This window comes from Lichenihabitans psoromatis (assembly GCF_004323635.1).
In the GTDB taxonomy this organism is placed as follows: Bacteria; Pseudomonadota; Alphaproteobacteria; order Rhizobiales; family Beijerinckiaceae; genus Lichenihabitans; species Lichenihabitans psoromatis.
Genome location: NZ_CP036515.1, coordinates 215,987 through 239,991 on the forward strand (window position 1 = coordinate 215,987; position 24,005 = coordinate 239,991).

At 65.0% G+C, this 24,005-nt stretch carries 23 protein-coding genes; 12 read left to right on the top strand and 11 right to left on the bottom strand.

Features of this window, described 5'->3' with window-relative positions; translation table 11 throughout:
* Positions 1-29: 29 nt before the first annotated feature.
* Together mtaB and uppP are read left to right on the top strand one after the other, a co-directional pair.
* Positions 30-1,223: a tRNA (N(6)-L-threonylcarbamoyladenosine(37)-C(2))-methylthiotransferase MtaB gene (mtaB, locus tag EY713_RS01080; protein ID WP_425374358.1), complete on the top strand. Its 1,194-nt coding sequence runs from the start codon at positions 30-32 to the stop codon at positions 1,221-1,223.
* 124 nt (positions 1,224-1,347) lie between these two features.
* Positions 1,348-2,220: an undecaprenyl-diphosphatase UppP gene (gene uppP / locus EY713_RS01085; protein WP_131113169.1), complete on the top strand. Its 873-nt coding sequence runs from the start codon at positions 1,348-1,350 to the stop codon at positions 2,218-2,220.
* A gap of 46 nt (positions 2,221-2,266) precedes the next feature.
* On the opposite strand, the gene olsB is transcribed toward uppP, so the two are convergent.
* Positions 2,267-3,190 carry a l-ornithine N(alpha)-acyltransferase gene (gene olsB, locus EY713_RS01090; protein ID WP_131113170.1) on the bottom strand — a complete coding sequence of 308 codons (924 nt, stop codon included), beginning with the start codon at positions 3,188-3,190 and terminating at the stop codon, positions 2,267-2,269.
* Positions 3,191-3,373: 183 nt separating this feature from the next.
* A complete protein-coding gene (locus tag EY713_RS01095; RefSeq protein WP_131113171.1) occupies positions 3,374-5,158 on the bottom strand; it encodes an ATP-binding protein in 1,785 nt (594 codons plus the stop codon).
* Positions 5,159-5,414: 256 nt separating this feature from the next.
* On the opposite strand from EY713_RS01095, the gene EY713_RS01100 reads away from it, so the two are divergent.
* Positions 5,415-5,714: an ArsR/SmtB family transcription factor gene (locus EY713_RS01100; protein ID WP_245504377.1), complete on the top strand. Its 300-nt coding sequence runs from the start codon at positions 5,415-5,417 to the stop codon at positions 5,712-5,714.
* A 101-nt stretch (positions 5,715-5,815) separates the two neighbouring features.
* The gene (locus EY713_RS01105) at positions 5,816-6,565 is read left to right on the top strand and encodes an SDR family NAD(P)-dependent oxidoreductase (RefSeq protein WP_131113172.1); all 750 of its coding nucleotides are present in this window, start codon (positions 5,816-5,818) and stop codon (positions 6,563-6,565) included.
* A gap of 27 nt (positions 6,566-6,592) precedes the next feature.
* Here EY713_RS01105 and EY713_RS01110 read toward each other — a convergent pair whose 3' ends face one another.
* Positions 6,593-8,119 carry a YifB family Mg chelatase-like AAA ATPase gene (locus tag EY713_RS01110; protein ID WP_131113173.1) on the bottom strand — a complete coding sequence of 509 codons (1,527 nt, stop codon included), beginning with the start codon at positions 8,117-8,119 and terminating at the stop codon, positions 6,593-6,595.
* Between the two features lie 92 nt (positions 8,120-8,211).
* Positions 8,212-8,478, bottom strand: coding sequence for a DUF3297 family protein (locus EY713_RS01115; RefSeq protein WP_131113174.1), 267 nt, complete (start codon positions 8,476-8,478; stop codon positions 8,212-8,214).
* 148 nt (positions 8,479-8,626) lie between these two features.
* Between EY713_RS01115 and EY713_RS01120 the strand changes: the two genes are divergently transcribed.
* Together EY713_RS01120 and EY713_RS01125 are read left to right on the top strand one after the other, a co-directional pair.
* Complete coding sequence (locus tag EY713_RS01120; protein WP_131113175.1) at positions 8,627-9,208, top strand: helix-turn-helix domain-containing protein; 582 nt, start codon at positions 8,627-8,629, stop codon at positions 9,206-9,208.
* On the top strand, positions 9,205-9,750 hold the full coding sequence (locus tag EY713_RS01125) for a GNAT family N-acetyltransferase (RefSeq protein ID WP_131113176.1): 546 nt from the start codon (positions 9,205-9,207) through the stop codon (positions 9,748-9,750). Before EY713_RS01120 ends, EY713_RS01125 begins: the two co-directional genes overlap by 4 nt.
* 5 nt (positions 9,751-9,755) lie before the next feature.
* On the opposite strand, the gene EY713_RS01130 is transcribed toward EY713_RS01125, so the two are convergent.
* Positions 9,756-11,120: an FAD-dependent oxidoreductase gene (locus EY713_RS01130; RefSeq protein WP_131113177.1), complete on the bottom strand. Its 1,365-nt coding sequence runs from the start codon at positions 11,118-11,120 to the stop codon at positions 9,756-9,758.
* A gap of 223 nt (positions 11,121-11,343) precedes the next feature.
* On the opposite strand from EY713_RS01130, the gene EY713_RS01135 reads away from it, so the two are divergent.
* Positions 11,344-12,591 (top strand): aromatic ring-hydroxylating oxygenase subunit alpha, encoded by a 1,248-nt coding sequence (locus tag EY713_RS01135; protein WP_131113178.1) that lies wholly within the window; start codon positions 11,344-11,346, stop codon positions 12,589-12,591.
* A 47-nt stretch (positions 12,592-12,638) separates the two neighbouring features.
* Here the strand turns inward: EY713_RS01135 and EY713_RS01140 are convergent, their stop codons facing one another.
* From EY713_RS01140 to EY713_RS23035, 4 genes are read right to left on the bottom strand one after another with little or no spacing between them, the layout of a single operon-like run.
* A complete protein-coding gene (locus EY713_RS01140) occupies positions 12,639-13,733 on the bottom strand; it encodes a transporter substrate-binding domain-containing protein (protein ID WP_131113179.1) in 1,095 nt (364 codons plus the stop codon).
* Between the two features lie 36 nt (positions 13,734-13,769).
* A complete protein-coding gene (gene pstS, locus EY713_RS01145; RefSeq protein WP_165490985.1) occupies positions 13,770-14,873 on the bottom strand; it encodes a phosphate ABC transporter substrate-binding protein PstS in 1,104 nt (367 codons plus the stop codon).
* A gap of 23 nt (positions 14,874-14,896) precedes the next feature.
* Positions 14,897-15,700: an MFS transporter gene (locus EY713_RS23030; protein WP_245572970.1), complete on the bottom strand. Its 804-nt coding sequence runs from the start codon at positions 15,698-15,700 to the stop codon at positions 14,897-14,899.
* Positions 15,610-16,377, bottom strand: a complete 768-nt coding sequence (locus EY713_RS23035) for an MFS transporter (protein ID WP_245572845.1) — start codon at positions 16,375-16,377, stop codon at positions 15,610-15,612. The genes EY713_RS23030 and EY713_RS23035 overlap by 91 nt, the downstream gene beginning before the upstream one ends.
* A gap of 293 nt (positions 16,378-16,670) precedes the next feature.
* Between EY713_RS23035 and tcuC the strand changes: the two genes are divergently transcribed.
* Positions 16,671-18,005 (top strand): MFS transporter, encoded by a 1,335-nt coding sequence (gene tcuC, locus EY713_RS01155; protein ID WP_131113181.1) that lies wholly within the window; start codon positions 16,671-16,673, stop codon positions 18,003-18,005.
* Here tcuC and EY713_RS01160 read toward each other — a convergent pair.
* Positions 17,983-18,303 carry a DUF6460 domain-containing protein gene (locus tag EY713_RS01160; protein WP_245504378.1) on the bottom strand — a complete coding sequence of 107 codons (321 nt, stop codon included), beginning with the start codon at positions 18,301-18,303 and terminating at the stop codon, positions 17,983-17,985. The two genes, tcuC and EY713_RS01160, sit on opposite strands and share 23 nt — an antisense overlap.
* A 166-nt stretch (positions 18,304-18,469) precedes the next feature.
* Here EY713_RS01160 and glmM point away from each other — a divergent pair, with 166 nt between their 5' ends.
* The 3 genes from glmM (at position 18,470) to EY713_RS01175 (ending at position 22,017) form a co-directional block, all read left to right on the top strand.
* Positions 18,470-19,825 (top strand): phosphoglucosamine mutase, encoded by a 1,356-nt coding sequence (gene glmM, locus EY713_RS01165; RefSeq protein ID WP_131113182.1) that lies wholly within the window; start codon positions 18,470-18,472, stop codon positions 19,823-19,825.
* 87 nt (positions 19,826-19,912) lie between these two features.
* Complete coding sequence (cobO, locus tag EY713_RS01170) at positions 19,913-20,548, top strand: cob(I)yrinic acid a,c-diamide adenosyltransferase (RefSeq protein ID WP_131113183.1); 636 nt, start codon at positions 19,913-19,915, stop codon at positions 20,546-20,548.
* A gap of 2 nt (positions 20,549-20,550) precedes the next feature.
* The gene (locus tag EY713_RS01175; RefSeq protein WP_170314061.1) at positions 20,551-22,017 is read left to right on the top strand and encodes a cobyric acid synthase; all 1,467 of its coding nucleotides are present in this window, start codon (positions 20,551-20,553) and stop codon (positions 22,015-22,017) included.
* Here EY713_RS01175 and cbiB read toward each other — a convergent pair.
* On the bottom strand, positions 22,001-22,972 hold the full coding sequence (gene cbiB / locus EY713_RS01180; RefSeq protein WP_425374329.1) for an adenosylcobinamide-phosphate synthase CbiB: 972 nt from the start codon (positions 22,970-22,972) through the stop codon (positions 22,001-22,003). The genes EY713_RS01175 and cbiB overlap by 17 nt on opposite strands.
* On the opposite strand from cbiB, the gene cobD reads away from it, so the two are divergent.
* Positions 22,971-24,002, top strand: a complete 1,032-nt coding sequence (gene cobD / locus EY713_RS01185) for a threonine-phosphate decarboxylase CobD (RefSeq protein ID WP_131113184.1) — start codon at positions 22,971-22,973, stop codon at positions 24,000-24,002. The genes cbiB and cobD overlap by 2 nt on opposite strands.
* The last annotated feature ends 3 nt before the right edge of the window (positions 24,003-24,005 follow it).

A 24,005-nucleotide genomic window follows, 5' to 3' on the forward strand; every position in this document is an offset into this window, starting at 1 on the left:
GCCGCCTCAACATCGTCGAATCCGATGCCATGCGGTCGAGCGCGTCGCGAGCCGGTCACGCCAATCTCGCGATCGTGAACACCTGCGCCGTGACGGCAGAGGCCGTGCGACAGGCGCGGCAATCCATTCGGCGGCTGGCTCGCGACAATCCCGAGCGTCCAATCGTCGTGACCGGATGTGCGTCAGCGATCGATCCGGATGGATTTTCGGCGATGCCGGAGGTCAGCCATGTCGTGGCCAACAGCACCAAAACCGCTCTCGCCACGTGGTCGGGCCTTCCGCGAACGCAGGCAACCGCATCGAACGTCAGGGGTTTGGCGGCGCCGATCGAGACGATCCACACGCGAGGATTTCTCGAAATTCAGAACGGCTGCGATCATCGCTGTACGTTCTGCGTCATTCCATTCGGCCGTGGAGCGTCGCGCTCCATCGCACCCGCCACGATCCTCGAGCGCGCCCGAACCATGCTGGAAAACGGCATCCGCGAGATCGTCTTGACCGGCGTCGACATCACATCTTACGGCAGCGATCTTCCAGACGAACCGAAGCTCGGAACACTCGTGCGGACGCTGCTCGCCGCCCTGCCAGACCTGCCGCGCCTGCGGCTATCCTCGATCGATTGCATTGAGGCGGATTCCGACCTCATCACCGTCATCGCCGACGAGGATCGGTTCATGCCGCATCTTCACCTATCGCTGCAATCGGGCTCTGACCTGATCCTCAAGCGCATGAAGCGGCGGCACGGGCGCGGCGACGCGGTCGCGTTCTGCCAAAAGCTCAAAGCGCTGCGGCCCGACATGGTGTTCGGCGCCGATATCATCACCGGATTTCCGACCGAAACCGAGGCCCACTTCGCCGACAGCGTGGCCTTGATCGAGGATTGCGGGCTGACGCATCTTCACGTCTTTCCCTATTCGCCACGGCCCGGCACACCGGCGACCCGCATGCCACAGGTCCCGCGCGACACCGCGAGGGAACGGGCCGCGGCCCTACGCGCGGTCGGTGATGCAGCGCTCCATCGTCATCTGGCGGCTAAAATCGGCCGAACGACCGTGGTGCTCATGGAACGCGGTGGCAAAGGCCGCGAGGCCGATTTTACCGGCGTGCGCGTCGGCGCCCCGACCGATACGGCAGCCGTTGTCCCAAGGGCCGGGAGCTTCGTGCCGGTGCTGATCACGGGTCACGATGGCCGGAACCTCGCCGGCGTCCCTCTGGATCCCTGACGACCGGCAACTTGTTTAATGCGTCCTGAACCCTTTTGCGGCAAACAGATTGCGTTTCGATTCGCCGACGACGCGTCGTCGCGGGATTGATCTCAACCAAGTCGGCCGATCAGAAGGATCTTCCATGGCGGACGCATGCACCGCGGGCCTCGATACGGGGTTCGTCAGTCTCGGTTATGCCCGCGTCGCATTCCTGGGCGTTGTCCAGGGCCTGACGGAACTGATGCCCATTTCGTCGACGGCGCATATGCGGATCGTCCCCTCCCTCCTTGGTTGGCAGGATCCGGGGTCAGCCTTCTCGGCCGCCATGCAACTGGCCGCCCTCGCGGCCGTGGTCTGCTATTTTTGGAAGGACGTGCGCGGGCTCGTCGGCGGATCCATTTCGGCGGCGGTGCGCGGCGACTTTCAAGCCTGGGATTTCCGCTTCGCGATGTGGATTGTGCTCGCCACGATCCCGATCGTGCTGGCGGGCTTGGCGCTCTCGTCTCGTCTAAACGCCTGCGGATCGTCCTTGCGCAGTCTGCAGGTCATCGGCTTGTCCTGCATCGTCATGGGCATTCTATTGGCGGTTGCCGAACTCTACTGCCGGCACAGGCGCGTTCTGGCCAACATCACACTTCTCGACGCTATGGTGGTGGGGATCGCGCAGATCGGTGCGTTGATTCCCGGCGTTTCGCGCTCGGGCTCGACCCTGACCGCGGCTCTCTTCCTCGATCTAAAACGGGAAGAGGCCGCGCGTTTTTCGTTTCTGCTGGGCCTGCCGGCGATCGCGCTCGCGGGGCTCAAAGAACTCTACGAGTTGCATAAGGCGCATCTCGACGCGCATGGCTGGTCGATTCTCGCTGTCGGGCTCGTGGTCGGCTCGATCTCGGCCTTTCTGGCCATCTTCCTGCTGATGCGAATTCTAGAGAGGTTTTCGACATGGCCCTTCGTGGTCTACCGCATCTTCATCGGCATCGTGCTGCTCGCCGGCTCGGCCATGGGCTGGCTCGCCTGATTGTCAGACTCTGACGGCGCGATCTCGATAGCCGGCAAGGTTTGATTTAGGCCGCGTCGCGTTGCTGCGCCGGCGCGTCGGTTTCTCCTCCGAAGAAGGAGGAATAACGGCTGGCGATCTGCGCGATCGGCATGACCACGAAGACATCCGTCGTCCCGAATTGATGATCGACGACGGCCCCCTCCCCGAAGGTCGCGCCGCAGCGAAGATAACCTTTGACCAGGGGCGGGAGCGACGCGAGCGCCCGACGTGGATCGACGCTCTCCTTGGCCTGCATCCCCATGGCGACATAGCGCGACGGAAGGGCGCGGGCGTGCCATTCGGGCGGCGCCGACGCGTGATGATGCAGGAAGCTCAACTGCGTCGCCAGAGCCTTCACATCGGTGCCCTCGAGACTGGCGCAGCCAATCAGGGCATCGACGTGATAATGCTGTACGTAAGCCCAGATGCCGCGCCAGAGGAGCTCGATCGTTCGCTTCGTGCGATAGACCGGGAGGACGCAGGACCGGCCCAATTCCAGAAACTGGCTGCCTGGATGGCGGGCCAGCAAGGGGCCGATGTCGAACTCCCGTGAGGAATAGAATCCGCCGTGGCGCTGCGCCACATCCTGCCGCAACAGCCGATACGTGCCGACCACCTTCGGCCGCGCGACACCGAACTTGTTGAGGGCCGCGTGATCGACAACGAGGAGATGATCGGCGATTCGATCGAAGGCGCAGCGGTCGCGCCGCGTGAGTGCCGTCGTCCGGTCCGGAATGGCGCCGCCTTCCTCGTAGAAGGAGCGATAGCGGACACGCTGGGCGCGACGGACGTCCTTCTTGCTGGCCGCGAGCCGAACTTCGAGCGACCCGATGCGACCGAGCGAACCTTGCAGGTCGGGCCATCGACGCAACCCGTTCCACGCGCGGAAACGGCTTCCTGCCCATGCGATCGGTGCCGACGGGGAGGTCACACCATGCGGATGGAACATCGCGTTAAATCCTGGGGGCGTGAAAAGCCAAGCCAAAGCTCATCTGAGACATCACGATTCCGCCAAGCTTTTATGACGAGGCCGCCGAGAGTGCTGTCGCAGAGGGTCAATTGCGCCTGATGGAGGCGAGCGCCGCGTCACCAACCTGCATCCATCCACCCGTTGAAATGGCGGCTACGGCCGTCAGATCGCGGCTTGGCTTGGCTCGGGGTCCCCGACGGGCTTCTGCTCGGCCGGGCGCAACGCGGCGCGCAGGCGGGCGAGGTCGATCGGTTTGGTCAGGAACTCATCGATCCCGGCATCGAAACAAGCTTGGCGATCATCCTCGAACGCATAGGCGGTCAGCGCCACGATGCGGGTCGGCGAGGCGCCTGCGCCTTGTTCGGCCCGGCGCAGCAGACGAGCCGCCTCCTGCCCATCGAGACCCGGCATGGAGATATCGAGCAGGATCGTGTCGAACGGCTTGGTCTCACCCCGCATGGCCGCCAGCGCGGCGTTCAGCGCCACCGCGCCATCTGCCACATGGGTGACCTCCGCGCCGATGCGATCCAGCATCTTCAACATCACGAGCGTGTTGAGTTCGTTGTCCTCGGCCAGCAGGATTCGCAGGTCCTCGACGGAAGCTGGGGGCGTTGAAGCGAGCGGAGAACTGGCGGGCTCGGTCACCGGCGCGGCATCGCCGGTCGCGGCCAATCGTGTGGCAAGCGAGCGTGCCCGCACCGGCTTCACCAGCCAACCGTCGAAAATGGCCGTGAGTTTTTGACCGAAGGCTCGCCGCTCGAAGGGGGAGAACAGCAGGAATCCCCGCGCCACATGAGCCGCCACGGACGCATCGGCCAAGCGATGGGTCGCCTCCTGCCCCAAACCGCAATCGACGAGCAGAAGATCGAGCGGCGCATCGGCCCGGATCAGGGGCAGCGCCTGGGCCACAGAGGACACGATCGTCACCCTGGCGCCAGCCGCCCCGAGATTTTGCGCCAGGAACGGCGCCTGAAACGGCGAATCGGCGACGATCAGCGCCGTCGTTCCCTTAAGATCGGGCCAGACGATCGTTCGGTTCTCGATCGTCACATCGGCGATCGGGAGCTTGATCGTGAAGCCGAATACGGTTCCGCCGCCCGGACGATCCGACAGCGTCAAGCCGCCGTCCATCAACCCGACGAACCGGCGGGCGATCGACAGCCCGAGGCCCGTGCCACCGCTGCGGCCCGCGCGGGAGGCCGGACCCTGCTCGAATTCCTCAAAGATGGCGGAACGCCGGTCAGCCGGCACACCGGGGCCGGTATCGGCCACCGTGAAGGTAAACGCGCCATCCGCCGCAGCGGCGACCCGCACCCCGACCCCGCCTTTTTCCGTGAATTTAACCGCATTGCCGGCGAGGTTGATGAGCACCTGCCGCAACCGTGGGGCATCGCCGACCAGCATGGACGGCACGCCGGGCTCGACGTGAGCCGCGATCTCGAGGCCTCGTTCTTGAGCACGTGGACCGAGCAACTCGACCACGTCATCGACCAAGGCCTGCACCTCGAACGGCGCGAGCGTGAGTTCGAATTTGCCGGCCTCGATCCTCGACAGATCCAGCACCTCGTCGATCAGAGACGTTAGCGCGCGGCCGGAGGAATGAATCGCGTCGACATAGGCCTGCTGTTCGGGGTCGAGCGGCGTTGCGCCAAGCAATTCGGCCATGCCGAGAATGCCGTTCAACGGCGTCCTGACTTCGTGACTGACGGTTGCCAAGAAACGGGATTTCGCCTGCGTCGACGCTTCGGCCCGCGAGCGAGCCTCGCCGGCCGAGCGGATTTCCAACATATCGTCGGTCAACTTGTCCTGGGCGGCATCGATTTGGCGGCGGTCCCGTCGCAGACGTGCCCGGTCGAGCAACGAATGCAGGAACAGCACCGTTCCGATGACACCGATAATCCACGCCAAGGTGAGGCTACCGAAGAACGCCGCTGCGATTTTGAGCATGAGACAGATCCAAACGGCTTGGCGCGCCGCAACCGATAGGTTGCGTCCTAAAGCTTGCGATTACGTTGAGACGACGCTCTCCCACGGTCTGATCGCCTCACATGATCTCACTTGCGGTCATCCTATCGTGGCTGCTCGATGGTCGAGCGGGTTTGACGGCCTTGGCTGCGCCCGCCGTGTTCCGGCATCTTGGTGAAAGTGGTTCCCGACGCTAACTAGAGCCGAGACACAGGGGTATGCCCCGCAGGAGAAAGCTTTGAACCAAGCGATGTCGATGGAGAATGGCCTGACGGATCGGCAATTCGGTGTGATCTCGCGCGCGTTGGCGGAGCCACGGCGGTACGAGATCCTGAAGCAGATCGCCGGATCCGACGAGCCGACGGCCTGTACATGTCTCATCGGGTCGCATCAGGTCAGCCCCGCGACCATGTCTCATCATCTCAAGGAACTCGAAACCGCCGGTCTGATCCGGGTCGTGCGCGAAGGCAAGTTCATGAAGATGATCCTGCAGCGCGACATGCTCGATGCCTATCGTCGCCAACTCTCGCTGCTGTGACGATCGTTTCCGCCGGACGCGATAAAACGCGGAGCGCGGACTTGTAACGCTTCGATGCTTATCTAACTGTCTTACCATCAACCCATGTCAGGAGACGGAAAATGAGCAAGCTTACGGGTAAGGTCGCGGTCGTGACCGGTGCGTCGAAGGGGATTGGAGCCGGCATCGCCAAGGCTCTTGCGGCGGAAGGTGCTTCGGTCGCGGTGAATTACGCGTCGGATCGCGCCGGAGCCGAGAAGGTCGTGGCCGATATCGTCGCCAAGGGCGGCAAAGCCGTTGCGGTGCAGGGCAACGTCTCCAAGCTGGACGACGTGAAACGCTTCTTCGCCGAGGCCAAGACGGCTTTCGGATCGCTCGATATTCTGGTCAATAACGCGGGCGTCTACGCGTTCAGCCCGCTCGAGGCGATCACGGCTGAAGAATTCCACCGCGAATTCGACATCAACGTGCTCGGCCTGCTGCTTTCGACGCAAGAAGCCGTCAAGCATTTCAGCGCGGGTGGCGGCAGCGTTATCAATGTCGGCTCGGTCGTGAGCCGGATCACGCCGCCCATGTCGGCGATCTATACGGCTACCAAGGCGTCGGTCGATGCGATCACGCATGTGCTGGCCAAGGAGCTCGGACCGAAGAACATCCGGGTCAATTCGATCAACCCCGGCATCGTTGAAACCGAAGGCACGCATACGGCCGGCTTCATCGGGAGCGAGTTCGAAAAGCAGGCGGTGTCGCAGACCCCGCTCGGCCGATCTGGACAGCCGGGTGATATCGCGCCGGTCGCGGTCTTCCTCGCCTCGTCCGACTCGGCCTGGATCACGGGCGAGACGCTCGTCGTCTCGGGCGGTGTCCGCTAAGCGTCACACGACATCCGCGTCACGCCATCACCGCCGATCGGCGTTGGCGCGGTACGAGAGCGCTTCGGCCAGGTGCGCCCGGTTGACCTCGCCCGAGCCGTCGAGATCCGCGAGGGTTCGGGAGAGCTTCAGCACACGGTGAAAGCCGCGTGCTGTCAGCCGCAGCTTTTCACTGGCCTGCCGGAGCAGATCGAGGCCTTTTGCATCGAGCTTGGCGACACGTTCGACCACCGAAGCCGGCGCAGCCGCATTGGTCGACACCTCCGGCATTCCCAACGCCTCGTAGCGCGCGGTCTGCATGGCGCGAGCAGCGGCGACGCGAGCCGCAACCTCGGCCGACCCTTCGGCCGGCGGCGGTAGCATCAAATCGGCCGCCGTCACGGCCTGAACCTCGATGTGAAGATCGATGCGGTCGAGCAGCGGCCCGGAAAGTCGCGCCGCATATTGGGCCATGCAGCGCTCGTTCGGCTGTCGCTTGCAGGCATAACCGGGCTCGAGCGCATGCCCGCAGCGGCACGGATTCATGGCGGCCACCAGTTGAAACCGCGCCGGATAGGTGACGCGGTGATTGGCTCGCGCGATCGACACTTCGCCGGTTTCGATCGGCTGGCGGAGGCTATCGAGCACCGTCGTCGCAAATTCGGGAAATTCGTCGAGGAACAGCACCCCGTGATGGGCGAGCGATACCTCGCCGGGCCGGGCGCCCGCCCCGCCGCCGACAAGCGCGGGCATCGAGGCCGAATGATGCGGCGCGCGAAACGGCCGACGCTCGGTGAGTTCGCCGCCGCTGAGATGGCCGGCGACCGAGTGGATCATCGAGACTTCGAGCAACTCGCGCGGGGTCAGCGGCGGCAGGATCGAGGGCAGCCGCGCCGCCAGCATGGATTTTCCAGCGCCGGGCGGCCCGTTCATCAACAGATTGTGGCCCCCGGCCGCCGCGATCTCGAGTGCCCGCTTGGCGCTTTCCTGTCCTTTGACGTCTCGAAGGTCGGCCCCGCCGATCCCCTTCTGCCGCATCGCCGGTTCGGGCCGGCTCAAGACCTGCGTGCCCTTGAAATGATTGGCGAGCGCAATGAGAGAGGCGGGCGCGAGAATATCGAGATCGCGGCTGGCCCAGGCGGCTTCAGGCCCGGAGGCGCGCGGGCAGATCAGCCCATGGCCCCGGCCATTGGCCGCGACAGCGGCCGGCAGCACACCTGCGACAGCCGTGATGGTGCCATCGAGCGCGAGTTCGCCGATTACCGTGTAACCGGCGATCGCATCGGCCGGGATGGCCCCGATCGCCGCCATGATGCCGAGCGCGATCGGGAGATCGTAGTGGCTGCCCTCCTTGGGGACATCCGCGGGCGCGAGATTGACGGTGATGCGTTTGGCCGGCAGCGCCAAGCCGGACGCGGTCAGCGCGGAGCGGACCCGCTCACGCGATTCTCCGACCGCCTTGTCGGGCAGGCCCACGATCATGAAGACCACGGAGCCGTTGGCGATCTGCACCTGCACGTCGACGGGACGCGCCTCGATGCCTTCGAACGCCACCGTGGCGACCCGCACAACCATGGAGCCTCGCTTCATCCGCAGACGCGCGGCGCAGCAACTTAACCGAGGCGGGACGTAACGTCATGCACCGACTTGAGCCGAGGCGTGATGCCTTACTCGGCTTCGGCGGCGGCCTGCTGTTCCGGGGTGCGGAAATAGGGCTCGACGACGCCCTTCAGCTTGATGGTCATGGGATTGCCGAACCGGTCCTTGGCCTTGCCGGCCGTCAGTTTCACCCAACCTTCCGAGACGCAATATTCGTCCACATTGGTCTTTTCGTTGCCATCGAACTTGATGCCTACGCCCCGTTCGAGGATCGCGTCGTCATAGTGCGGGCTGTTCGGGTTGATCGAGAGGCGATCGGGCGGCATGTCGGTCATGATGTGTCGGTGTCCGGTGAACGTCTGCGGGGGAGTAGCCGCTGGGGCGACCGGGCGCAACATGTCGACGGCGCCCGCAGGCGTCTTCGCGCAAACGACGGCGGGATTAACCCTTGCGTTCCATCATAGTGGATATATTATCTACTATATGAGTATCACTGATTCATCGATCGACATCCAGATCGGACAACGCGTCCGGCAGTTGCGCGTGTCGCGCAATCTCACACTCGAGGATCTGGCCCAATCGGCCAAGGTCAGCCGTGCGATGCTGTCGCGCATCGAACGCGGAGAATCGAGCCCCACCGCGCAGCTTCTCGGGAAGATCTGCGTCGGGCTCGACGTGACGCTTTCGGCCCTTTTCGCCGAAGCCGCGACCCCGGCGCGCCCCTTGTCGCGTCGTGACGACCAACCGACATGGCGCGATCCGGCGACCCATTACCTTCGCCGCAGCGTTTCGCCGCTCGGTACCGGGTCGACGGTCGATATCGTCGAGGTCGAGTTCCCGCCCGGCGGCCGCGTGGCCTTCGATGCCCAGCGGCTTGCCGGCACGGATCAGCAGGTCTGGGTGCTTGAGGGCACGCTGGAGATGTCGCTCGGCGACGAGGTCTTTCGGCTCGATCCCGGCGACTGCCTGTGGATGCGCTTCGATCGACCGATCCAATTCCACAACCCGACGGAGCGCCCGATCCGCTACGCCGTCATCATCGCGCAGGGAGCGCCACGATCATGAACTATCCAGCCTCCGGGGCATCGCCGATCGCGATCCGCAGGCTCGATCCGGTTGAAGCGGAGGCCCGGATCGACGAGCTGGCCGACATCCTGGTCGACGCCGTCGAGGGCGGTGCCTCGGTCCATTTCATGGCGAATGTCTCGTTTGACGAGGCCCGACGCTTCTGGCGCGATCAAATCGATGGCCTCAAGGCCGATCACAAACGCCTGTTCGTCGCGGATGACGGGACGCGGCTGGTCGGCACCGTGCTGCTGATGTTCGCGCAACAGCCGAACGCGCGGCATCGGGCCGATATCGGCAAGATGCTGGTGGCCTCGTCGGCGCGGCGGCAGGGGCTCGGCAGCAGGCTGCTCGAGGTGGCCGAGACCGCCGCAGCAGAAGCCGGTCGCACGCTTCTGATGCTCGACACCGAAACCGGCAGTGCCGGCGACCTTCTTTACAGACGGTGCGGCTGGAGCGAGATCGGCGTGGTTCCGGGCCATGCGTTCAAACCGAACGGACGACTGGCCCCGACCACCATCTTCTACAAATCCCTGGCGTGATCGCCTCAGTGCAGGCGCACGCCCTGGCGGATGAGCTCCGCCTGCACATCCGCGAGATTGACGGCATCGAGCGCCCGCCCGCTGCGAACCGAGATCGCGGCCGCGACGCCTGCCCCCTGCCCGGCCACCGCGCAACAGGCCATATTCCGCGTCGCCGCGTGAGCGACCCGACTGCCACCGATCGCGCGGCCGGCGACCAGCAGAGCCTGCACGCCCTTGGGGAGCATGGCCCGATACGGCACGTGCATGTAGCGCCCGGTCGTCGGCAGAATGAGAATGCCGTAGCCATCGATGAATTCGGGATAGATGCCGATCGAATCCTCGAAACGGCCCTCGTGCCTCACATCCCGCTCGGTCAAATTATAGACCGCGTCGATCTTGCGCGTGTCGCGGATCCCGATCGTCATGCCGAAATTACGAAGGCGCGCGCTTTCGCAACCGGGCGTGTAGCGGCGCAAGACCTCGATGGCCGCCATGGCCTGGCTGCGCCCCTCCATTTCGAAGGCGGTGAGGTCGTCCGGATCGGTCCCGTCGCATTCCGCGAGGTGCACGAGGTTCATATAGGTGAGTTCGCCGCTATCGTGCGCCGCGCCCCAGGTGCTCGAGATCGTGTTGAGATGGGCCGGTAAAACGCCGTCGCGGATCGCCTGGGCGAAGGGCTTGCCCAGAAAGGGGGAGAACATGGCATCCTCCTTGCCGTCGGTCTCGACCTGCCATTCGCCGGTCGACCAGTCGCGATACGTCTGCGGATCAGCCCTCACGCCGTCCATGAAGGCGCGTTTGTCGACGCCGGCGAGGTGGAACATGACCGAGGCGGCCTGCATCTGTTCCTTCGGCGTCTTATGGGTCGGTGCGCCTGCCCGGTGGGCCACGTCCGCGTCGCCGGTCGCATCGATGACCCGCTTGGCCAGGATCGCTTCGCGACCCGCCTTCGACTCCGTGATGATGCCGACGATCGTGTTGCCCTCCATGATCGGCGCGACGAATTGCCGATGCAGCATCGGCCGCACGCCAGCTTCGCCGACAAGCCGGTCGGCGACGAGCTTGAAGCCTTCGGAATCGAGCTCGAAACTCAGCGACTGGCTTTCCGGTACGGCCGCCCCCATCGCCTTGGCGCGGTCCTCGAACTCCCGCCCGATGCCACCGGCCTCGATCGTCGCCTCGTGCCGATACCAGGCGAAGCCCTCGACCCCGACCGCCGTGATGTTGCCGCCGAAACATCCGAAGCGTTCCACCAGCGCGACCTCGACACCGGTACGGGCCGCCGCCAGCGCCGCCGCCAAACCGCCAGGGCCGGAGCCGACGACCAACACGTCGGTGTTGTGGATGACATCGATCTCGCGCGCAGGCTCGGAAATGGTCTTGGTCACGGGAGGGAGCTCATCCGTTCGATGATGAAAGCGCGTTCCGATCATCATAGGGATGCTCCGACGAGCGGCATAGCGCTTCCGCAACGGCCGACGACGAGGTCGCCTTCGCACAACCACGCGACGCCCTTGCGACGGCGGCATGGGTCCATGACCTTTACGCTTTGGACATGTTCCAACGTTCGTGTTTCCCTCGATGGGAACGCACCAACCCGCCGGGCCAGCCATGACCGCACGCCAAGACATGATTTCGCTTCTGAAGAACCGGAAAGTCGGCTTCTCGCTGCCGCAGCCGTTCTACAATGACCCGGAATTCTTCAAGCTCGACATGGAGAACATCTGGTACAAAGATTGGCTGTTCGCCGGTCACGATATCGAAATCAACGAGCCAGGGCAGTGGTTCACGATGCAGGTCGGCGCTTATCCGCTGATCATCATCCGTGGCCGGGACGGCGAAATCCGTGCCCTCCACAATTCCTGCCGCCATCGCGGGTCGATCATCTGCAAGACCGAGCATGGCTCATCGAAGCGGCTCGTCTGCCCGTATCACCAGTGGTCCTACGACACCGACGGATCGCTGCTCCGCGCCCGCCACGCCGCAGCGGATTTCGACAAATCCGGCTATGGCTTGAAGCAGGCCCATTGCGAAACGGTCGGCGGATATATCTTCGTCTGCGTCGCCCAGAACGCGCCGGATTTTGCTCCGTTCCGCGCCCAGGCGCTCCCCTATCTCGCTCCGCACAAGCTCGGCGGCGATGTTAAGATCGCGACCCAGAACACCATCGTCGAGAACGGCAATTGGAAGCTCGTGTGGGAGAATAACCGCGAATGCTATCACTGCGCCGCAAACCATCCGGAATTATGCCGCACCTTCCCCGAGGCCCCGACCGTTACGGGCGTGACGGGCGCGATGGATGATCCGATCATCAAGGCGCATTGGGACAAGTGCGAGGCGGCCGGCCTTCCCTCGACCTTCGTGATCAACCCGACCGGCCAGTTTCGCCACACCCGCGCGCCGCTGATCGAGGGCGTCGAGAGCTATACCATGTCGGGCAAGACGGCCGTCGCTCGGCCGCTCTGCGACGACGTCACGACCCCGCAGATCGGCACAATGCTGATGTTCCACTATCCCACCAGCTGGAACCACGTGCTGGGCGACCATGCCATTTCGTTCCGGGTGCTGCCGATCGACGCCACCCACACGGCCGTGACGACCAAATGGCTGGTCCACAAGGATGCCCAGGAAGGGGTCGACTACCATCTCGACGAATTGACGGCGGTGTGGAACGCCACCAACGATCAGGATCGCCGCGTCGTCGAAGACAACCAGTTCGGCATCAACTCGCCCGCCTACGAGCCCGGCCCCTACCTCGAGCCGGACGAAGGCGGAGTGGCACAATTCGTCGAGTGGTACACCAATGCAATGGACCGCTCGCTCAACGGCGATCGGGCGACGCTTAGCCGCGTGGCCTGAGACGCCGACGGCTTGCGAGAGAGCGGAGCACGAGTCGGGCCGTTGCCTTAGCGACCGAAGAAGCTCTGCTCGATCGCGATCCATTCGGGGCCGCTCGTGATTCTGATCAGAGCCTGATCGATCGACCCCTTGAGCGCGCTCCCCCGCGGCAGCGCGAACGCCATATAGGCGGGGGCCAACAAGCCGCGCGGCATCTCGAGCCGCCCTGAATATCGTTTGGCCACGCCATAAGTGAGGGCGCCGACGCTGTTGACGACGGCATCGGCGCGATTGTCGGCGACGGCGTCCAGCGCCTCCGGCAGGTTCTTGTAACGCGTGTAGGGCAGGCGGAGGCCGTCGAGATATTCGGCGCCCGAGGACTGACCGACGGCCGCGAGGTGTCGCCCCTCGAGATCGATCGTCGAACCCGCCGTGTTCCCCTCCACCCGCTCGGCCGTCAGGCGAGAAACGAGGCTCGTCGACAGCAGCGAGACGAGGATCAGGCTGCCGAACATCCAGAGCGTCGCCATGATCCGACCGGAGTTCGTCTTCGGCGTCTTATCGCCATAGCCCACCGTCGTCATGGTCACGACTGCCCAATACAGGCCATCGCGCAAGGTCGTGATGGCCGATTCTCCATGGTCGGCGGATCGACTCGAGCGCTCGACGAGCCACATGCCGAACCCTGCCGAGATCAGCAGAAGCAAAATGCCGACGAACATGATGCCGAGGTCTGAGACTGCGGCCCCATAGGCCATGACGGCCGACAGGGGGCCGGTGGCCTTGCGAACCGCGACGGCGACCCCGGACCGGTGCGCCGGATAGGAGAAATCGACGCGTGCATCGCGTTCCGGCGTAATCGTGATCGCGCCGATCGCGACATCGAAGCGATTCTGTTCCAGTCCGCCAAGAACGGCGTCCATGTCCGAAACGGGCGTCAGTTCGAAGGTTCTCTCGAGACGCTCCGCGACTCGGCGCCAGAGGTCGACGCTGACGCCCGCGATCGACCCATCCGGCTCTACATATCCGTAGGGCGGCACATCATAAACGGCGACCCGTAGCGGTGGCAGTCGCGGCTGTTGGGCCGAGCAGACTGAGACGAAGGCCAGCCCCGCGAGCAGCCCAATCACGACGCTGCACCCACTGGCCTTGGCCCACCGCACGGCCGCTGATCACGCGATTCTGCAGGACGCCACCGGCTACTCGATCGCCGCGATCTGATCGTGGCTTTTCACCCAGACATGAGCCGGGAGTTCGACGAAATGCTGGTCGTCGAGCGTCTTCTTGTTGGCCTCGTCGGGCGCGATGGCCCAGAGAAGGAAATTGCGGATGGCGGCTGCCGTCGCCTTGTCCTTCTGCTTTGTCGAGACGATCGCATATTCGTAATTGATCAGCGGGTAGCAGTTCTGGCCCGGCGCATTAACGAGGGTGAGACGCTCATCATCGGGGGTGCGCGGCGTCAGCGCATCGGCAGCCGCCTCGATCGTCTCGGGGGTCGGCAGGAGAAACTGTCCGGCGAAGCTCTTGACCGAGGCCGTCCCGAGCTTGGCCGCCTCGATCTGCTTTTCGAAGCTGACGCCAACGTAACCAATCGAATAGGGGCTCGCCGCGATGGTTGCGACCATCCCGTCGTTTCCGGTTGCATCGCGGTCGCCCGGCACCTTCGGCCATGCCACTGAGGTGCCGAAGCCGGTTTGGTCGCCCCAAGCGGCGCCCGGCAGTCGAATGACCGTCGAGGTATCCTCGTCACGCCCGGCGGTCGTAAAGGAGAGATATTGCGTGAACACGAACGTGTCCCCCGATCCTTCGGCCCGGTGGACCGGCACAATCTCATGATGGGGGAGGCTGACCCCAGGGTTCAGTGACGCGATCGCCTTATCGTCCCAAAAACGGACCACGCCGGCGTAGATCGCAGCCAGCGTCGGCCCATCGAGTTTCAGCGAGCCCGTCACGTCGGGAAGGTTGTAGTTGATGGTCAGGGCCGAGATCGCCATCGGCACGTCGACGATCTCGGGATGCGCGAGCGCATCGTCATCCGACATGTAGGCGTCGGATGTGCCGATATTCACCGTCCCCGAGACGGCTTCCGCGATCCCCTTGGCCGACCCCGTCCCGGCGGTCGCAATTGTCACGCCTGGATGCGATGCGGCGTAATCGGCCGCCCATGTCTTGAACAGCGGCAGGATCAGCGTCGACCCGGTCTCGGTCAGAGCGGTCTCGGCCTGAGCCGGGGCGCAAGCCATGAGAGCCGATGCGACCAACATCGTCGCGGCGAGCGTGGCAGTCGTATGGTTCAGAACCATGTCGCGGTTCCCGTGAGACCCATTCATTGCTGTTCCAACTCGTCGAGGTTGATGCCCGTGGTCTCGATCTTGAACAGCCATGTCACGATCGCTCCGAGGATCGATGTCACGATCAGCCCATAGAGGAGCGCAGTCGTTCCGATACTGGTCAGCAGGATCGGGAACAGGAAGGCGGTCAACACCGCGCCGACTTTGGCGAAGGCGGCCGCGAAGCCCGCGCCCTTGCCACGGATAGCGGTTGGGAACACCTCGCCGGCGAGCAGGTAGGTCTGCGCGTTCGGGCCGAGATTGGTCATGAAATTGAACAGCATGAAACCCGCAAAGATCAGCAGCGTGCTGGCCCCTCCGGACACCATCGACGAGAACGAGGCGAGCAGCAGACCCGCGGCACAACCGATGAATCCCAGCACCTGCAGCCGGATGCGGCCGACCACGTCGGCAAGCAGAACCGCAAAGATAATGCCGACGATCAGCAGCGTGGTGATCAGGGCCGCGCCTTTGGCGGCCGTGATGTCGTTCGCGATAATGTCGGCGACGCTCCGGGCATGGTCGGCATTGGCCCCGACGGCGGCGGCCAGAATGGTCGGCGTGAAAATACCGATGCCGTAGGTGCCGAGATCCTGGAGGAACCAGGGTACGGATGCCAGGATGGTGGCCCGCAGGTTGGTCTTGTTGAACAACGCCGCGTAGGACGTGCCTCCCCCGTGTCCGGAGACGGAAGCACCATCGCGTGTGATCAGCTTGATATCGGTCGGATATTGGGGCGTGCGGACGAGCAGGCGCTTGACGGCGGCCTCGGCGCGCTGGGCCTCACCGCGCGCGAACAGCCAATGGCGCTCTCGACGATGTAGAAGCGGCCGATCAGCACCAGGATGGCCGGGATGAGCGCGGAGGCATACATCCAGCGCCACGCTGAGAGTTCGGGCAAGGTCGCCAGGACCCCATAGCCGACCGCCGTTCCGGCCAGCGCACCCACGGCCTGGAACGCAAAGGCACCGAGCACCAGCTTGCCGCGCATCAGGCTCGGGATGCTCTCGGAAATGATCATATGGGCCGTCGGATAGTCGCAGCCGAGCGACAGGCCGAGGCCGAACAGGAAGATCACAAGGAGGTAATAATTCGGCGCGACACAGAGCGCCGCGAGAAAACCAACGAAGATCACCATCTCGATGATGAACATCGGCTTGCGGCCGAACCGGTCCGACAAGCCCCCGAGCGCGACAGCGCCGATCAAGATGCCGAACAAGCTCGCGGCGCTGATGATCCCATGCTCGGCGGCGCCGATGTGGAACTCGGCCGAGAGCAGCGGCAACGCGACACCGGTCATAAAGACAACGAAGCCTTCGAAGAACTTGCCCGCTGCGGCCAGCCCCCAAATCAACCATTGCATCGATGTCATGGGGACGGACGGGAGGCTCGTGCCGTCCGGCCAGATCGGACGCTCGTCGATCCAGCCCTGGACGGTTTTGGCGGATGGCGTTTGGCTTACGGTCGCGTCAGTCATGAGCGTCCCCCAACTCGCGCCCGTCGTCACCAGAAGCTGCGACGGTTAGACCGAGTGGGTAGAGCATCACCTGACTTGCTAACACGGATGTGACGTCGCCAAGCGGGAGCTAATCGGTCGCAGGCCGCCTGGCCTCAGCCGCCCTCGACACGCATCGGCGCGTCTTCGGTTTCGAGCGCGCGCTGGCGGCACAAGGCAGCTTGACGGGCGCGATGGTGCGCGCCCCAAGCGGATTCCCTTCCAAGGCGTCTCGCTCTAAGATGACCACCAGGACACGGGGAGGAGACGACACCATGACCGCAGACGCGGGCGCGACGCGCTGGCATCAGTTCAAGCCCGTGATCCAGGTCGCGAGTGGCAATTTCCTCGAAATGTACGACTTTTTCGTCTTCGCCTATTACGCGGCGGCGATCGGTCGAGCCTTCTTTCCCAGCCATGACGCCTTCGCCTCGCTGATGTTGTCGCTGGCGACCTTCGGGGTCGGGTTTTTGATGCGGCCGCTCGGCGCGCTCGTGCTCGGCGCCTATATCGACCATCATGGCCGCCGCGCGGGCCTGCTGCTCACATTGGGACTCATGGCGGTCGGCACCGTGTCGGTGGCGGTGACGCCGGGCTATGCGACGCTCGGCATCGCGGCGCCCCTGATCGTGCTTGCCGGCCGGTTGATGCAAGGCTTCTCGGCCGGGGCGGAGCTGGGTGGCGTGTCGGTCTACCTCGCCGAGATCGCCACGCCCGGCCACAAAGGGTTTTACGTCAGTTGGCAATCGGCCAGCCAGCAGGTCGCCGTCATCGTGGCGGCGCTGCTCGGGGTCGCGCTCCAGCAGGAATTGACGCCGGCCCAGATGGACGACTGGGGCTGGCGACTGCCGCTCTTGCTCGGCTGTCTCATTATCCCGATTCTGTTCCTGCTCCGGTCGGGTCTGCAGGAAACCGCCGAATTCGCGACCCGGAAAAAACGCACCGCATCGCTGTCGGATGTGTGGCGGTCGGTCGCGGCCAATTGGCCGATCGTGCTGGTCGGCGCCATGCTGGTCACGATGACGACGGTATCTTTTTACCTCATCACGGCCTACACGCCGACCTTCGGCAAGGAAACGCTCAAGCTCGACGCCATGGCGGCCCTGATCGTGACGCTGCTGGTCGGGGTCTCGAACCTGTTCTGGCTGCCGGTCATGGGCGCATTGTCGGACCGGATCGGCCGTCGACCTCTGCTGATCGGCTTCACGCTGCTGGCCCTCGTGACGGCCTATCCGGTGATGTTGTGGCTGACGGCCGCACCCTCGTTCGAGCGGCTGCTGGCGGTCGAACTCTGGCTGTCGTTCATCTACGGCAGCTACAATGGCGCCATGGTGGTCTATCTGACCGAACTGATGCCCGCGGATGTCCGCAGCGCCGGCTTTTCACTGGCCTATAGTCTGGCGACCGCGATCTTTGGCGGCTTTACACCGGCGATCTGCACCTGGCTGATCCACGTGACCGACAATAAAGCCATGCCGGGCGTCTGGCTTTCCTGCGCGGCGCTGATGGGCCTCATCGCCGCCGTGCTGGCCGAACGCGTCGGCACAGCGGCGGCGAACTCCCGACCGGAGGCGATGGGCGCAGAGCTCAGCGCGCGCCGCGCATCGTGAGCAGCCGCATCACGAACCAGATCGGCACGACGATAACGGCTCCGGCCAGCACGTAGCGACCCGCCTGCCCGAACGCGTCAAACCCCATGGCCCAGAGGCGTTCGCCCGCGCGCAGAGCGCCGCGAACGACCTCCATCGGCTCGACATTAAGCCACATCAGCAAAGCCCCGACGACGAGGCAGATGAAGATCAACCGGATCAGCACCGTCACCGGCGGGCCGCCGAAGAAGCGGTGGGCCAACGAAGGGGGCCGCCGATCGTGTCCGAACTCGACCTCTCTCACCGAATCATTCTGCATGGTCGATCTCCCTCGCCCTCATGTGTCGGCTACGATGGCCGTAGACAAGCTGAGCGGCCGTCGATGTTAAAGGGATTTACAAAATGTGAACCTATGCGGCTTAATTTTCGGCTATCGTGCCGCATCGTTTGACATCGTCGAGATCGGGTCGCGGAGGCTAGAACGCATGGGGCGGAAATATTTCGGGACGGACGGCATTCGCGGACGCGCCAATGGCCTGATCACCCCCGATCTCGCCATGAGGGTCGGTCAGGCGACCGGGCTGCTGTTCCAGCGCGGCGATCATCGCCACCGCGTCGTTATCGGCAAGGACACGCGCCTCTCCGGCTATATGATCGAATATGCGATGGTGGGCGGCTTCACCTCGGTCGGCATGGACGTGATGCTGCTCGGCCCGGTCCCGACGCCGGCCGTCGCCATGCTGACGCGTTCGATGCGGGCCGATGTCGGCGTGATGATCTCGGCCTCGCATAACCCCTACGAAGACAACGGCATCAAGCTGTTCGGGCCAGACGGGTTCAAGCTGTCGGATGAGGTCGAAGCCGAGATCGAGCGCCTACTCGACTGCAATCTTGGATCGCGGCTGTCGAAATCGAAACATCTCGGCCGTGCCAAACGCATCGAGAGCGTGCACGCCCGCTACATCGAATTCGCCAAGCGCACCCTGCCCCGCAACCTGTCGCTTGACGGCCTCCGCATCGTGCTCGATTGCGCCAATGGGGCCGCCTACAAGGTCGCGCCCGAAGCGTTGTGGGAACTCGGCGCTGAGGTGTTCTCGATCGGCATCGAGCCGGATGGCTTCAACATCAACCACAATGTCGGCTCGACCGCGCCTGACGCCCTGGTCCGCAAGGTCCGCGAAATGCGGGCTGATGTCGGCATCGCGCTCGATGGCGACGCCGACCGGCTCCTCATGGTCGACGAAAAGGGCAATGTGATCGACGGCGACCAGATCATGGCCGTGATCGCGCAAAGCTGGATGGAGGACGGCCGCCTCAGCAAGCCCGGCCTCGTCACCACCGTGATGTCCAACCTCGGGTTGGAGCGCTACCTGCAAGGGGTCGGGCTCGGCATGGTCCGCACCGCGGTCGGCGATCGGTATGTGCTCGAACACATGCGTCAAAATGGCTACAACGTCGGCGGCGAGCAATCGGGCCACATCATCCTGTCGGATTATTCGACGACCGGCGACGGGCTCGTCGCGGCCCTGCAGGTCATGGCCGTGGTCAAGCGCTCCGACAAACCGGTCAGCGAGGTGTGCCATCGCTTCGAGCCGCTGCCGCAGATTCTCAAGAACGTGCGCGTCAGCGGCACCGTCTTGTCGCAGCCAGGCATTGCCGAGATGATCGAGAAGCAGCGCACGCGGCTTGCGGCCTCCGGTCGCTTGCTCATCCGCCCCTCCGGCACCGAGCCGGTAATCCGCGTGATGGGCGAAGGCGACAACAAGGATCTGGTCGAGAGCGTCGTCGACGACATCTGCGATGCGCTGACCGCGAGCGGAACATCGTTGGCGGCGGAGTAAGGCAAGCCGATCGTTTCGACCGGCGGTCCAGCGCAGCGACCAGCGCAGCGCGTGACCGGACACGCCGGCTCTGTTAATCAAAGCGTCATGACCACCGACCCCGATTCCGCCTTGTCCAGCCCCGATCCGGACGCCCGCCACAAGGCCAAAATGGCCAATCGCAAAGCGGTGCAGGATGCCGAGGTCGCGTCCAAGACCATCACCGAGAAGGGTCTGCTGATCGTCCATACTGGCCCCGGCAAGGGCAAATCGACGGCCGCCTTCGGGTTGCTGCTCCGCGCGCTCGGCTACGGCTGGCCGGTCGGCGTCGTGCAATTCATCAAGGGCGCGTGGGACACCGGCGAGCGCCGCATGATCTTGGAGCGGTTTCCCGAGGTCCGATGGCATACGATGGGCGAGGGCTTCACCTGGGAAACGCAGGACCGCGCGCGTGATGTCGCTGCCGCCGAGGCCGCTTGGGCCAAGACCGTGGACCTGATGGCCGACCCCACGATCCGGCTGATCGTGCTGGACGAACTCAATATCGCGCTGCGCTACGATTACCTGTCGCTCGAGACCGTCGTGGCGGCGCTAAAGTCTCGGCGGCCAGACCTGCATATCGTCGTGACAGGCCGAAACGCCAAGCCAGCCCTGATCGAAGCGGCCGATCTCGTGACCGAGATGACGATCGTCAAGCATCACTTCGCGGCCGGCGTGAAGGCTCAGGCCGGCATCGAGTTCTGACCATGACGGCGCGCGCCCTGATGGTGCAGGGCACCGGCTCGGATGTCGGGAAAAGCCTGATGGTGGCGGGGCTCTGCCGCGCCTTCACGCTGCGCGGCCTTCGCGTGCTGCCGTTCAAGCCGCAAAACATGTCGAACAATGCGGCCGTGACGGCGGATGGTGGCGAGATCGGGCGGGCGCAAGCGTTGCAGGCGCGGGCCTGCCGCGTTCCGCCGACTGTGCATATGAACCCGGTTCTGTTGAAGCCGCAGAGCGAGATCGGCAGCCAGGTTGTGGTGCAGGGTCGCGCCATCGGCAACGCCAAAGCGCGCGAGTACCAAAGCTGGAAGCCTCGTCTGATGAGCGCCGTTCAGGAAAGCTTCGCCCTGCTGCGGCAGGAGGCGGATCTCGTCCTCGTCGAAGGCGCGGGCAGCGCCGCCGAGGTCAACCTGCGGGCCAACGACATCGCCAATATGGGATTCGCGCGGGCCGCCACCGTGCCGGTGGTCCTGCTCGGAGACATCGACCGGGGCGGCGTGATCGCCCAGATCGTCGGCACCAAGGCAGTGCTGGACCCTGCCGACGCCGCTATGGTGGCGGGTTTTATCGTCAACAAATTTCGCGGCGACCCGAGCCTGTTCGCATCCGGCATGGATCTGATCGCGCGCCACACCGGTTGGGCCGCGATCGGCCTCGTGCCGCATTTTTCCGAGGCCTCGCGCCTTCCGGCCGAAGACGCAATGGCGCTCTCGGCGAGGGCGGCCGGGCCGCGCGATCCGCAAGCCCCCGTTACGATCGCGGTGCCGACATTGCCGCGCATCAGCAACTTCGACGATCTCGATCCGCTGCGGCTCGAACCGGGCGTGACCGTCGTCATGGTGCGGCCGGGGGACACGATCCCGCTCGCCGATCTCGTCATCCTGCCGGGCTCTAAGGCCACGATCGCGGATCTCGCCGATCTACGGCGCTTCGGATGGGACATCGACATTTTGGCTCATTCCCGACGCGGGGGGCGCGTTCTCGGCCTCTGCGGCGGCTACCAGATGCTCGGACGCAGTATCGCCGATCCGAACGGTGTCGAGGGACCGCCGAGCACCGCCGTCGGCCTCGGGCTGCTGGACGTGGAGACCGTCCTTGGCGGCCTGAAGACGTTGCGGCGTGTGGCCGGACGATCGGTCGACGGAGGCGCGGCCTTCGAGGGCTATGAAATGCACATGGGCCGCACGCAAGGCCCGGACTGCGAACGCCCGATGCTGCGCTTCGAGGACGGCCGCCCCGATGGCGCCACCTCGCCGAACGGGCGCGTGTCGGCCGCCTATGTGCATGGCCTCTTCGCCGACGACAGGCAGCGCGCCGATTGGCTGTCGCGGCTTGGCGCTGCTCCGTCGACGCTCAACTACGAGGCCGATGTCGAGCGCGTGCTCGACGCCCTCGCGGCTCACCTCGAAACCCACCTCGATCTCGACCGGCTGCTCAGCCTCGCGCGATGAGCGCGAGCATCAGCAGCAAAGCATATTGAACGCCGCATGCGACACGATAGAGCCGCAAGGCGCGCCGAATATCGGCGGCGGTCGCATCCGCCCGGCCTGCCCCCATATAGCCATCCGCGATCAGGTCAGCGCCATAAACGCGCGGCCCGCCGAGCCGGAGCCCGAGCGCGCCCGCCATGGCGGCCTCGGGCCAACCCGCATTGGGCGAGCGGTGCTGGCGCGCATCGCGAAACACAGCGCGCCAGGCTTCCGCCGCCTCCTGGCCGGTCAGCGCCGCGGCGAGCACAAGCCAGAGGGCCGACAAGCGCGACGCCGGCAGATTGACGAGATCGTCGAACCGCGCTGCTGCCCAGCCAAAGGCGGCGTAGCGATCGTTACGATGGCCGATCATGCTGTCGGCCGTGTTGGCGGCCTTGTAGAGCGCAGCGCCCGGCAATCCCGCGACCGCCATCCAAAACGTCGGCGCCACGACCCCATCGGAAAAATTTTCGGCCAGGCTCTCGATCGCGGCCCGGGCAACCGCGGCCTCGTCCAGCGTCTCGGGATTGCGGCCGACGATCATCGCCACGGCCGAGCGGCCCGCCGCAAGGCCGCCCGTCTCGAGCGCCCCTGCGACAGCGCGGACATGTGTGTCGAGGCTGCGCTGCGCCGGCAGGCTGGCACAGAGCATAACCACAAGCATGAATCCGGCCCAGCCGCCCGGCACCACTGCGACGACGAGACCGGTGACGACGCCTGTCGTACCCAAGAGCAGGATCAGGGCCGCTACACCAGCGGCGCGCCTTTTTGCGAAAGACGCGTTCGACTGGTTGAGATGGCGATCGAGCCAGCCGATCAGCGCGCCCATCCAGGTGACGGGATGGCCGATGCTGCGATACACGACATCCGGATAGCCGAACGCCGCCTCGATCGCGAGGGCCGCGCATGTCACTGGGAGCGTGGGTTCGAACATCATGGCTGAGACGGTGGTAAGCAGAGTGGAGCGCGGGCGGTTGGCGCAACACGGTGGCGACCTCGCGGCGGCGCGCAACCTGTTTCCGGGCGCGCCCCTCCCGTGGATCGACTTGTCCACCGGCATCAACCCGCGCCCCTACCCGATCGGTACGATCACGCCGGATGGCGTCGCCCGTCTCCCCGGGCTCGACGCCCTGGCGGGTTTAGAAGCCGCCGCCGCCGAAGCTTACGGCGCGCGGGATGTGGCACAGGTCGTCGCCGCGCCGGGCACCCAGGCGTTGATCCAGTGGCTGCCGCGTCTCCTGCGGCCGGCCCGTCGCGTCGGGATCCTCGGTTTTACCTATGGGGAGCACCAGCGGGCCTGGGGCGCCGCCGGGGCGGAGGTCGTCACGGTCGAGGACGTCGACGCGCTTGCGACAGTCGACGTCGCGGTCGTGGTCAATCCGAACAATCCCGATGGGCGGCTGGTCGCGCCGGAGCAACTCCGGAGGCTCGCCGCCACACTGTCCGCGCGCGGCGGGCTCCTCGTGGTCGACGAAGCCTTCATGGATGTGATCCAGCCGGGCATGAGCCTCATCCCAACGCTGCCCGACCTTGGCGCCCTCGTGTTGCGATCGTTCGGCAAGACCTATGGGCTCGGCGGCCTGCGGCTCGGTTTCGCAGTGGCGTCGGACGATCTGGCGCGGCAGATCCGGACGGCCCTCGGACCCTGGGCCGTGTCGGGTCCCGCGATCGAGGTCGGCACCCGCGCGCTTTGCGACACCGCTTGGCTCACCGGCGAGACGCTGCACCTGAGCCGCGCGAGTCGGCGTCTCGACGATCTGCTGGCGTCCGCAGGCTGCGACATCGTCGGTGGCACCCCACTGTTCCGGCTCGCCCGATCGCCGGACGCGCCGTCCATCTTCGAGCATCTGGCGCGGCGCGGCATTCTGTGTCGCCCCTTCGCGCATCGGCCGGACTGGCTGCGCTTTGGGCTTTGCGACGGAGAGGCGGCCTGGACGCGCCTGTCCGATGCGCTGATGAAGCGTTGAGCC